At 71.0% G+C, this 11,450-nt stretch carries 10 protein-coding genes; 2 read left to right on the forward strand and 8 right to left on the reverse strand.

Going from position 1 to position 11,450, the window contains the following annotated elements:
* The first annotated feature begins 164 nt into the window (after nucleotides 1-164).
* Complete coding sequence (locus OG251_RS44145) at nucleotides 165-1,337, forward strand: epoxide hydrolase family protein (RefSeq protein WP_326682943.1); 1,173 nt, start codon at nucleotides 165-167, stop codon at nucleotides 1,335-1,337.
* Nucleotides 1,338-1,372: 35 nt separating this feature from the next.
* Nucleotides 1,373-2,782, forward strand: a complete 1,410-nt coding sequence (locus OG251_RS44150; RefSeq protein ID WP_326682944.1) for an extracellular solute-binding protein — start codon at nucleotides 1,373-1,375, stop codon at nucleotides 2,780-2,782.
* 71 nt (nucleotides 2,783-2,853) lie between these two features.
* Here the strand turns inward: OG251_RS44150 and OG251_RS44155 are convergent, their stop codons facing one another.
* The 8 genes from OG251_RS44155 to OG251_RS44190 form a co-directional block, all read right to left on the reverse strand.
* The gene (locus OG251_RS44155) at nucleotides 2,854-3,123 is read right to left on the reverse strand and encodes a DUF6052 family protein (RefSeq protein ID WP_326682945.1); all 270 of its coding nucleotides are present in this window, start codon (nucleotides 3,121-3,123) and stop codon (nucleotides 2,854-2,856) included.
* Nucleotides 3,092-4,402, reverse strand: a complete 1,311-nt coding sequence (locus OG251_RS44160; protein ID WP_326682946.1) for a phenylacetate--CoA ligase family protein — start codon at nucleotides 4,400-4,402, stop codon at nucleotides 3,092-3,094. Before OG251_RS44160 ends, OG251_RS44155 begins: the two co-directional genes overlap by 32 nt.
* 96 nt (nucleotides 4,403-4,498) lie before the next feature.
* Nucleotides 4,499-5,155, reverse strand: a complete 657-nt coding sequence (locus OG251_RS44165; protein ID WP_326682947.1) for an anthranilate synthase component II — start codon at nucleotides 5,153-5,155, stop codon at nucleotides 4,499-4,501.
* A complete protein-coding gene (locus OG251_RS44170) occupies nucleotides 5,152-6,633 on the reverse strand; it encodes an anthranilate synthase component I family protein (RefSeq protein ID WP_326682948.1) in 1,482 nt (493 codons plus the stop codon). Before OG251_RS44170 ends, OG251_RS44165 begins: the two co-directional genes overlap by 4 nt.
* 16 nt (nucleotides 6,634-6,649) lie before the next feature.
* Nucleotides 6,650-8,074 (reverse strand): phenylacetate--CoA ligase family protein, encoded by a 1,425-nt coding sequence (locus OG251_RS44175; protein WP_326682949.1) that lies wholly within the window; start codon nucleotides 8,072-8,074, stop codon nucleotides 6,650-6,652.
* Entirely contained in the window at nucleotides 8,071-8,820 is a 750-nt protein-coding gene (locus OG251_RS44180; RefSeq protein ID WP_326682950.1) for a flavodoxin family protein, read from the reverse strand. The genes OG251_RS44175 and OG251_RS44180 overlap by 4 nt, the downstream gene beginning before the upstream one ends.
* Before the next feature lie 286 nt (nucleotides 8,821-9,106).
* Entirely contained in the window at nucleotides 9,107-10,342 is a 1,236-nt protein-coding gene (locus OG251_RS44185; RefSeq protein ID WP_326682951.1) for a cytochrome P450, read from the reverse strand.
* 48 nt (nucleotides 10,343-10,390) lie between these two features.
* Nucleotides 10,391-11,395: a methyltransferase gene (locus OG251_RS44190; RefSeq protein ID WP_329935420.1), complete on the reverse strand. Its 1,005-nt coding sequence runs from the start codon at nucleotides 11,393-11,395 to the stop codon at nucleotides 10,391-10,393.
* Nucleotides 11,396-11,450 lie beyond the last annotated feature (55 nt).

Consider the following 11,450-nt stretch of genomic DNA (forward strand, 5'->3'; position numbering starts at 1 on the left):
GACGCTCCGGGCCCATGGAGCAATTCGCAAGATGCGGCGGGCTTCGGCGGCGGCGGACGATACAGCCGGGCGCGCCGAGTGCGGCCGGGGCCGATCCGGTCGCCGGTGAGCCCTCCATCCGCCTTCGACGACCCTTTCCGGCCCGGACATCACGGAGTGCTCCCATGCGTCCCTTCCGTATCGACATCCCGCAGGAACAGATCGACGACCTGCACGCCCGCCTCGGGGCCACCCGCTGGCCGGACGAGCTGCCCGGCGCCGGCTGGGACCGCGGGGTGCCGCTGGAGTATCTGAAGGGGCTCGCGGAGTACTGGCGCACCTCTTTCGACTGGCGCGCCGCCGAGGCCGAGCTGAACAGGTATCCGCAGTTCATCGAGGAGATCGACGGTGCCCCGGTGCACTTCCTCCATGTCGTCTCGCCGGAGCCGGACGCGACCCCGCTGCTCCTCACCCACGGCTGGCCCGGTTCGGTCGCCGAGTTCCTGGACGTGATCGGCCCGCTCTCCGATCCGCGTGCGCACGGCGGTGACCCGGCGGACGCCTTCCACCTCGTCATCCCGTCCATACCGGGGTACGGGTTCTCCAGCCCCCTGCCGGAGAAGGGCTGGGACACCGCCCGCATCGCCCGTGCCTGGGCGGAGCTGATGGCACGGCTCGGATACGATCACTACATCGCTCAGGGCGGTGACGCCGGTGCGGTGATCTCGCTGGAGCTCGGCCGTACCGACCCCGATCACGTGCTCGGAGTGCACGTGAACATGCTGATGACGTTCCCCTCCGGTGACCCCGCGGAGTTCGAGGGCCTGACCGAGCGGGACCAGGCCCGGCTGGGCAAGCTCTCCCGCTTCGACGCCGAGCTGTCGGGCTACATGAAGCTCCAGCAGACCCGCCCGCAGACGCTGGCGTACGCGCTGACCGACTCTCCGGTGGGCCAGCTCGCCTGGATCGCGGAGAAGTTCCTGGACTGGACCGGGGCCGAGCAGCTGCCGGAGGAGGCGGTCGACCGCGACCGGCTGCTGACGATCGTGTCGATCTACTGGCTGACGGCGACCGCCGGTTCGTCCGCCCAGTACTACTACGAGGGTGCGGAAGCGGTGCGGGCCGCGGCCGGCGGGGCGGTGCCGCCGCCGCTCACCGTGCCGGTGGGCGTGGCCGTCTTCCCCGACGACATCTTCGTACCGATCCGCCGTTTCGCCGACCGGGACATCCCCACCCTCGTCCACTGGACGGAGTTCGAGCACGGCGGTCACTTCGCGGCGCTGGAGAAGCCGGCCGAGCTGGCGGGGGATGTCCGGACGTTCGCCCGTTCCGTGGTCCCGGCCGCCGCCGTCGTCTGAACCGTCCGTCACCGTAGAGCAGAAAGAGGCATCTCATGACCGCCGCAACCGTGATCGACGTCTGGGTGGCCGACCTGACGTTCCCCGGCTACATGGACCGGCTGCACAGGCTGGCCGCCGAGTTCGAGAAGGCGCACCCCGAGTACCGGATCAACCTGGAGGGACGCGACTTCCGTACGCTCTCCGAGGAGATAGCGGAGGCGGCCGAGCAGGGCCGGCCGCCGGCGGTCGCCGAGTACTACTTCGCCGTCACCCAGGCCGCCCGTGACTCACGGACCCGTGACGGCAGGCCGCTGTTCACGTCGGTGGAGAAGGCCGTCGCCGGGCGCACCGAGATCCTCGGCGAGCCCGTCGTCCTCGACGACATCCTGCCGGCCGTGCGGGAGTACTACTCGGTCGACGGCGACCTGACGTCGATGCCCGCCGTGGTGACGGCCATGCTGATCTACGGCAACCGCGACCTTCTGCGGGCCGCCGGTGTCGAGAGCCTGCCGCGGACGTGGGAGGAGATCGAGGCCGCGTGCGAGGCGGTGGCAGCCCTGGAGAACGGGCCGTCGCACGGGGTGACATGGTCGAACCACGGTCTGTTCTTCCAGCAGGCGCTGGCCGTCCAGGGCGGACAGCTGGCCGACAACGACAACGGCCGCTCCGGCCGGGCCGGCCGGCTGGACCTCTCCTCGGCGGAGATGCTCGGCTGGGTGGAGTGGTGGCAGCGTCTGCACAGCCGGGGGCACTACCTCTACACGGGCAAGATCCCGGACTGGGAAGCCAACATGAAGGCGTTCGCGAACCAGGACGTCGCGTTGCGCATCACCTCCTCCAACGACCTGAACTACATGGCGCAGGCCGCGCAGAACGCGGGCTTCGAGATGTCGGTCGGCCGCTACCCCGGCCGGGAGGACCAGCCGTACGGCGGGAACATCATCGCCGGTACGTCGCTGTGGCTGGCCAACGGCCTGGACGAAGTGACACAGGACGGTGCGCTGGCGTTCATGCAGTTCATGAACAGTCCGCGCAACGCCGCCGACCGCCACATCGCGAGCAGCTTCGTACCGGTCACTCGCTCCTCCTACCGGCTGTTGCAGGACGAGGGCTGGTTCGAGGCCAACCCCTTCCACCACCTGGCGAGCGCCCAGCTCAACACCTTCGCGGAGGGCCAGGGCGAGGGCGTCCCGCCGTGCCGCGGTGCGCTGTTCGGTGACTTCGCCGGGGCGCAGGACGTGATGACGCGGGCGATGGGAGACGTGCTGCTGGACGGCGTGGACCCGGTTCTGCGCTTCGGGCAGGCGACCGAGGAGGCGCAGCGGCTGCTGGACGACTACGACAAGGACCGGGCCGAGAACGGGGTCCGCAGCCCGCAGAGTCTGCGCGTGGAGTACTTCACCGGCATGGAGGTCTACACCGGGGCGCAGCTGGAGAACGCCGTGCGGGGCAGCTCCGGCTGATTCACGGCGGCGGTGATGTCGAAGGGGCGGTACCCCGGCCGGGGTACCGCCCCTTCGACATCACCGGGTGGTCACACGCCGAGCACCCGGTCGGTGTTGCGGTAGTAGTCGAATTCCACGGCCTGTCCGTCGAGGGCGATCCGGAGCTCGGCGAGCGAGGCCCGTACGGCGGCGAGCACGGCCGGGACCCGGCAGTTGTCGGCGAGGTAGCCCAGCGTGCGGTAGCTCTCCATGAGGTGGAGCTCCTGCTCGGCGGTCAGGTACTCGGCCGTGGGCTGCCACGGCGTCAGGATCTCGTCCGTCGGGGGTTCAGCCGTGAGCTGTGAGGACTCGTTCGTCATGAAGTCGTGCCGCCTTCCAGTTCGTTCGGGGCAGGCTGCCCGCCGGGGCGAGCTCCACCTGGGGCCGGATGCCGATCTCGCGCTTGAACTCCTCGGTGATGCGCGCGCACAGCAGCTGCGCGGCCTCCGCTCCGAGCCCTCCCGCGTCGATCTTGACGTGGATGGTGTCGAGGCCGCGCACGGTCCGGATGGCCGAGTGGAACTCGTTGACCTCGGCGAAGCCGCGTACGACGTCCTCGATCATGACGGGGGTGATGGAGACGCCCCGGATCTTGCGCATGTCGTCGACGCGCCGCAGGATGCCGCCGTCGTAGAAGTCCCAGGTCCTGCCGCAGCCGCACTCGCCGTACGGCCGCTTGACGACCACGTCCTCGGTCCAGTGCCGGAAGAGCTGGATGCCCTCACGGGCCAGGCCGGTGGTCACCCGGACGCCCTCCTCGCCGTAGCCGACCGGCTGGAGGGTCTCGGGGTGCAGCACCTCGTCGTAGCAGGAGGGCTCGATGATGTGGCAGGCTCCGCGCCGCTGCGGGCACTCGAACATGAAGACGCCGCCGAACTCGGTGGTGCCGGCCGCGTTGAAGACGCGGGCGCCGAACGCCTCCTCGATGGTCCGGGTGGTGAAGTCGGAGCGCGGTTCGGCGCCGGCGAGCATCACCTGGACGTTCGCGTCGCGGGCGAGGTCGATGCCCATGTCGCGGGCGGTCTCGATCAGCCGCATCGCATAGCTCGGGGTGAGGCCGAGCACTTCGATCCGGTAGTCGACCAGCAGGCGCACGACGGTTTTCGAATCGAGGCCGCCGGCGGGAACGACGGTGCAGCCCATGCGCTCCAGCGCGTAGTGCATCCCCCAGAACCCGGCGAAGAGGCCGTAGCCGAAGGCCACCAGTCCCCTGTGGTGCGGGCGCACCCCGTTGGCGTGCAGCGCGGTGCAGAAGGTGTCCACGCACCAGGCCCAGTCGCGTTCGGTGTCGAACGTGCGGATGGGCGGGTTGCCGCTGGTGCCGCTGGTCTGGTGGTGGCGCACTCCGCGTGAGGGGTCCAGCGAGGGCCAGGTGCCGTACGGGGGCGCGACCGCCTCGGCGGCCAGCAGGTCCTTCTTGTACAGCAGCGGCATCCGCGCCGCGTAGTCCTGCGGGGAATCGATGCCGTCGGGTATACGTCCGTTCCAGAACGGTGAGTTCCGCTTGGCGTGGTCGAGTGCCTGCCGGAGCCTGCGCCATTGCCATGCCTCTAGTTGCGGGCGGGGCATGGTCTCCGCCCTACTGTTCCAGTACGTCACGACGCCTCCGTTGCACAGTGCCGACACCACTGACTCTTCTCGTTCGGCGGGGGCCCGGCATCTTTGGACGTGCGCACTTGTGTTCGGTGTTCCGTGTCACGCCGCCTCGACGTCGGGCAGAACCGCCGTGAAGGCGCGCACCGCGGAGAGGAAGTTCATGACGATGCGCATGCCGTGCTCGGTGCGGAAGCTCTCCGGGTGGAACTGGACCGACTCGATCGGCAGGTCCCGGTGCCGCAGGCCCATCACATAACCGTCGTCCGCGGACCGGGCCGTCACCTCCAGGCAGGACGGCACGGTCGTCTCGGGGACGACGAGGGAGTGGTAGCGGGTGGCCAGGAAGCCGTCGGGCATCCCGGCGAACAGCCCACGCCCGTCGTGCCGGATCCGGCTGGTCTTGCCGTGCATCAGATGGTCGGCCGGCAGCACGCTCGCCCCGTAGGCGCGGGCGATGGCCTGCTGGCCCAGACACACCCCGAACAGGGGGAGCCTCCCGGCGAACGAGCGGACGATCTCGACGTGTCCGGACACGTCCGGGTGCCCCGGTCCCGGGCCCAGCAGAATGCCGTCGGGGCGCAGCAGCGGCACCTCCTCCAGCCGGAGCTTGTCGGAGCGGACCATGATCGGAACCGCGCCGGCCGACATGAGGTACTGCCGCAGGATGTCGACGAAGCTGTCGAACGCGTCGACCACCAGCACCCGCGGGCGCTCGGTGTCCGGCGCACCGGTCGGGCCTGCCACATGCAGTTTCACAGCAACTCCTTTCCGGTGACCGCCCAGTAGGCGGCGCTCATCTTGGCCAGCGTCTCGCGCCATTCGCTCTCCGGGCGGGAGTCGGCGACGATGCCCGCCGAGGCCCTGGTGCGGTAGGCGCCGTCGTGGTGGAACAGGGTGCGGATGCACAGGGCCAGGTTGGTGTAGCCGCCGATGTCCATCAGGCCGAGGGCGCCGGCGTACAGGCCGCGGCGGCTGCGCTCGACGGACTCGATGATCTCCATGGCACGGATCTTGGGGGTGCCCGTCATCGTGCCCGCGGGGAAGAGGGCGGCGATGGCGTCGAAGCTGTCCTCGCCCGCCTCGACCCGTGCCTCGACGGTGGAGACGAGGTGCAGTACGTGCGAGTACCGCTCGACGACCAGTTGGTCGGGCACGTTGAGGGTGTCGGCCTCGCAGATCCGGCCGATGTCGTTGCGGCAGAGGTCCACGAGCATGGTGTGCTCGGCGATCTCCTTGGGGTCCTGGGCCAGCGTCCGGGCGGCGGCCTCGTCGTCCGTACCGGTGCGCGGCAGCGTCCCGGCGATGGGCCGCATCACGACCTTGCCGCCCTCGATGCGGACGAACAGTTCGGGGCTGGCGCCGATGGTGCAGTGTCCGCCGACGTTCGCCATATACATGTACGGGGACGCGTTGCGCTGCCGCAGCCTGCGGTAGACGTCGAGGGGGGCCGCCTCGGAACGCATCGTCAGCTCGTGCCCGATCTGCACCTGGTAGATGTCACCGACCGCGATGTGCTCCAGGCACCGCTCCACATCGGCCCGGAACAGTTCGGGGTCGCTGTCGTCGGTGACCGTCGCGGGGGGCGGGTCCGCGTCGTCGAAGCACGGCGACCCGGCGGCGGGTTCACGGACCAGCAGCGCGGCGATCTCCTCCACGTCCAGGGGCGGCCAGTGCTCGGACTCGTGCAGGAGCAGTTCGGTGCCGCCGTCGGTGAGGTCCGTGGTCACGCAGCCCTGGTGGAGGACCAGGTGGATGTCCGGCAGGGCGGAGTTCCGCTCGATGAGGTACGGCAGTTCCTCGACGTAGCGGGCGGTGTCGTAGCCGAAGTAGGCGAGGAACCCGAAACGGAAGCGCTCGGCCGATCCCTGGGCGTCGAACATGCCCTGGGCGGCGCGCAGAAGCGCCCACAGGTCGTCCGTACCGCGCAGCCTCAGCCCCTGGCCGGGAACGTCGGTGAGCAGCGGCCCGGCCCGTTCCCGCAGCAGCCGGGCAAGCGCGGGCCGGCCCTCGATCCGCACGGCGTCCCCGGTGACCGAGAGGGACAGCAGGGCGCCGAACCCGGTGAACTGGTACTTGCGGTCGCGCAGCGGTCCGGCCGCGGATTCCAGGAGGTACGCCTCGTCGGCGCCGAAGCGCCCGCAGAGGTTGCGGTACGCGTTCAGCAGGTCGAGAGGAGGCAGGCGGCGCGTACGCGTGGTCACGCCGACGCCCACCGCCGGTGCTTGAAGGGTCATCGCGTGGTCCTCCCGTTCATGTCGTGATCGCGTAGCGGTGCGCGACCTCGCGGGCGGCCCGCACGGCCCCGTCGAGGCCCGACCTGTGGTCGAGGACCCGGGCGGCCTTCCAGCTGACGAAGGAGCCGGTGTGGGTGACCGGGTCCAGGTCGGCGTCGACGGCGATGTCGGCATGGGCTCCCGTGCGTTCGCGCAGCCGGGCCGCGACGGCGGCCGCCGGGTCCGCCGCACCGGGCAGCAGGTCCATCCGCACGGTGATCCGGTCGCCTTCGGGGCCGCCGTCGACGACGACCTGGTAGCCCAGGCATCCCCGTACGTCCCCCAGTACGGCGGCTTCGAGCTCCGCGGGGTGCAGGAGGACGTCCCCCAGCGGGATACGGTCGGCGGCGCGCCCGACGACCTCGACCACCGGGCCGGGCAGTGCCGCTCCGGGCGGTGCGGGGGTGATGCGGACGAGGTCGCCGGTCCGGTAGCGGATCAGCGGCTTGATGCCGTCGACGAGCATGGTCAGGACCAGCTCGCCCTCGCCGAACTCGCCGCGCGGGGCGCCGGTGTCGGGATCGACCAGCTCCGCCAGGTAGTTGGGCGTGGCCAGGTGGAGGGCGCCGGTGTCGGCACCGGTCGCGATGCAGAGGGCTTCCTGGGAGCCGTACAGGGCGGGGCGGACGACGGCGTGCGGCCAGACCGAGGAGACGTTGGCGGCGAACTCGGGGGTGCAGATCTCGCCGAGGACCAGGAACAGCTTGACGGGGAGGTCCGCCAGGTCGTACCCGTAGTGCCGGGCCGCCTTGGCCAGGCTGAGGCAGAGGGCCGGCGCACAGACGATGACCTCGACCCCGAGCTCCTCGATGAGACGCAGGGCCTTGCGGAAACCGACCCGGGGGGACTCCGGCCAGATCTTGACGTGACAGGCGCCGAGCGAGGCGGCGACGTCGGTGAACACATCACCGAAGGCGTACAGCTCCGAGGGCCCCATGAGTCCCACCACGGGCATGCGGTCGCCGAAGTGCGCGCGGAACAGGCGCCGCCAGGACTCCTCGACAGAGGCGTTGGAGGTGGCGATGTCGACCGCGCCGCGCGGGCACGGAGTGGCGGCCCCGGTGGTGCCGTTGGTCTCGTAATAGATGCTCGCCGCGGAGAGGGGACCGCTGAGCACGTCGTACATCTCGCGCCGCAGGTCGTCCTTGGTGGTGAAAGGGAGCGTGTTCAACGTATCGGGGGTCACGGCCGTGATGTCGGTCCCGGCCAGGTGGCGCCGGTAGAACGGAGAGCGTTCGGTGACGTGGTGGAGCACGGTGGTCAGCCGCCGGGCGCGCCAGTCGGCCAGCTCCCGCGGTGACAGGGAGGCGTCGTGGAAGGCCCGGCTGACGCGGCGGTAGTCGGTGAGGAAGTCCTGGAGGTCCGCGTCGGCCGGGGCGCAGGGCAGGGTCGGCGCGCTCACTGGCGGGCCCACACGTCGTCGGCGAGTTCCCGGACCGTCTCATCCACAGCCGTCACGTCCACGACCGCCTCGTCCGCGGCGGCGGGGCCCGTCTCGTTCAGGGCGAGCCCGATGCGCTCGTTGACCTCGCGGGCGGCGAGCAGGTTGTCACGTCCGGTCAGGGTGCGGTGCTCGTCGAGCAGTTCCATCATGTCGGTCATCCGGTCGATCAGGCGCTGGACGTTGGTGAGCCCCTCGTCGTCCTTGAGCGCGTCTCCCCGGTGCAGCGCGTGGACCGTGGCGGGGAATCCGCTCCCGACCACGATCATGCGGTTGAGCAGCGCGTTCACCGTCAGCTGGGCCCACACCTCGCCGGCGCTGTAGCGGCGGGCCACGGAGATGATGCCCGCGACCTTGTTGCTCAGCGGCCGGTCGAAACGCAGGTAGCCGACACCGGCCCGCTCGATGAAGGTCTGCATCAGGCTGGCCGTCCCGAAGCCGTGGACGGGAGCGGCGAAGACGATGCCGTCGGCCTCGACCATCTTCCTGATCACGCCGGGCACCCCGTCCTCCAGGGCGCACGGGACCGGGCGGTCGTTGCAGTCACCGCACGGTCCGCAGCGCGACATCTGGATGTTCCGCAGGTCGACGGTCTCCCACTGGACCCCCCGCGCGGCGGCGACCGCCGCGGCGTGGCGCAGGACATCGCTGGTGTTGCCGTCCCGTTCCGATCCGTTGATCGCGAGGATCTTGAGTGGTGTGGTCACGGGATGTCTCCTTCGCTGGATACGGCTGCGGGCACCGGGTCCGCCGTACTTCGGGTCGCTGCTACTTCGGCGACTCCCCGAAATCGTCGCGTCTGCGGGTATGGGGAGGCATCTCTTGGAATGCTGTGCAAAAGGGGGCGCCCGCGTGAGGGTCACGTACCGGATGTGCGGTACGGGAGGCGGTGCACGAGGCCGTACGGAAGGCGGTGCACGAGGCCGTACGTGAGGCCGTGCACGCGGCGGTACGGGGACGCGGCGCCGCGGCGTCGGCCGGGACGGCCGGGCTTCAGGTGCCGACGGTGAGCGTGAAGGTGTCCAGCCCGCGCACGACCCACCGGTCGCGGTAGACGGGGGCCTCGACGGCGGCGATCCCCGGGAAGCGGCGCAGCAGGGCCGGCAGGGCGATCTTCGCCTCCAGGCGCGCGAGGGGGGCGCCCAGGCAGAAGTGACCGCCCGCGCCGAAGCTCAGCGGCTGGGCCTGGGTCCGGTCCGGGTCGAAGCGGTCCGGGCGGTCGAAGCGCCCGGGGTCGCGGTTGGCGGCGGCCAGGATGAGCACGACCTTGGTGCCCGCCGGGACGGGTTCGCCCAGGAGTTCGGTGTCGGCGACGGCCCAGCGGCTGGTGACGTGCACGGGCGGCTCGTACCGCAGGATCTCCTCGGTGTACCGCTCGGCGGCCTCCGGTTCGCCCGCACGCAGCCGGGCGGCGTGCGCGGGGTGCTCCAGGGCGAGCATCACACCGTGGCTGATGAGGAAGCTCGTCGTCTCGAACCCCGCGGTCAGCAGCACCATCATGTTGCCCATGAGCTCGCCGTGGCTGAGCCGGCCGGGATCGCCGTGGTGCACGCTCGCGAGGAGGGTGACCAGGTCGTCGGCCGGGTGGCGGCGGCGGTGCTCGACGAGTTCGGCGAAGTAGCCGCTCAGTTCGTCCATCGCGGCGTCCGCCCGGTGCAGCGCCCCGGGATCGGTGTTGCCGTCGGTGGAGACCGCGATGGCCGAGGCCATGTCGCGGAACCACACCTGGTCCTTCTCGGGGAAGCCGAGCATCGTGCTGATGACGGCGATGGGCAGCCGGGAGGCGAACTCCGCGACGACGTCCACCGGTGCCCCGTCGCGGCCGAGGAGGGCCATGCGCTCCAGCAGCCGGTCCGCCATCTCCTCGATCACGGCGTCCAGTTGCCGCACCCGCGGCGGGGTGAAGGCGAAGCTGACGAGACCCCGCTGGCGGCTGTGGGCGTCCGCGTTGCTGTAGAGCATGGAGTCGGTGAAACCGCGGAGCGAGGAGTGGGCGCGCCAGCCGGGCCGCGCCACGTCGTAGGCGGCGCCGTCCTGGACGTGGAGCAGCGGATCGCGCAGGGCACGGGCGCAGGCGTCGTAGCCGACGACGACGAGCCGGTCCTTGCGCAGCCAGGCCCGGTCGCCGTGGCCCCGGATCGCCTCGTAGAGCGGGTACGGGTCCTGGCGGCCCTGCGCGGTGCCCAGGGCGCCGAACGCCTCCGTGAGTTCGAGAACCGGCACGGCCATGGGGGCGTCTCCTCGCGGTACGTGTTCCTGGTTTGGGCCGACGGCCGGTCAGGCGGCGTCGAGCTGGATGATCGCCGAGGGCCCGGCCGGGTGTACGGCCGTCACCTTCAGCCCGGCGGCGGAGGCGAGCACGGCGAACTCCTCGACGCTGCGTTCCTGGGCGCCGTAGACGGCGAGCATGCGCAGATCCATTCCGGTACGGGGGGTGTCGCCGTCGGAGCCGATCGACTCGATGACGAAGACCGATCCCCCGGCGCCGGCCGCCTCGGCGCAGCGCCGCAGGATGGCCACGGAGTCGTCGTCGTCCCAGTCGTGCAGGATCAGCGAGAGCAGGTATCCGCCGGCTCCGGCGGGCAGCGGGTCGAAGAAGCTGCCGGTCACGGCGGTGGCGCGCTGGGCCAGGCCCGCCGCGGCGAACGACTTCGCCGCGGCGCGGGTGGCGTCGGCCAGGTCGACGACGCTGCCGTGCAGATCGGGGTGAGCGGTCAGCAGTGCGCTCAGGAGCGATCCGTCGCCACCGCCGACATCGATGACATGGCCGAGCGAGGACCAGTCGAACCCGTCGACGATGGCGGGCGCGCGGACCGCGACGTCCTCGCCGAGCAGTCTGTTGAAGGCTTCGGCGCGGTCCGTGTCCGCGGCGAGGTCCTCCCAGTAGGTCCGGCCGTAGCGGACGGGGAAGGCGGCCTCACCGGTGCGGATGCTGTGCAGCAGCTCGACGAAGGACAGTTCGCCGCGGCCCCCGCTGCCGATGTCGAACCAGAGCCGGATACCGGCCGGGTGGTCCTCGCGCAGCGGCTGCCCGAGCGGGGTGAGGGTGTAACGGCCCTCTGCGTCCCGCGCGAGCACGCCGCGCACCGTGAGGTAGCGCAGGAGGCGGTCGAGCGCGCCGGGGTGGGCGCCGGCCGCTTCGGCCAGGTCCTCCACGGTGTGCCGTCCGGCCTGGATGTGGTCGGCGAGGTGCAGCGTCGCCGCCACCCGCACGGCCATCGGGGTGCCCAGGTTGGCCATCGACCACAGCTTGGCGGCAGAGCCGTCCGCGTCGCCCTTCACGGCGTGTCCTTTCTCCACAGCGGGCCCGGAGGGCACCGCGTAGCCCATCCTTGCG

This window comes from Streptomyces sp. NBC_01237, from assembly GCF_035917275.1.
In the GTDB taxonomy this organism is placed as follows: domain Bacteria; phylum Actinomycetota; class Actinomycetes; order Streptomycetales; family Streptomycetaceae; genus Streptomyces.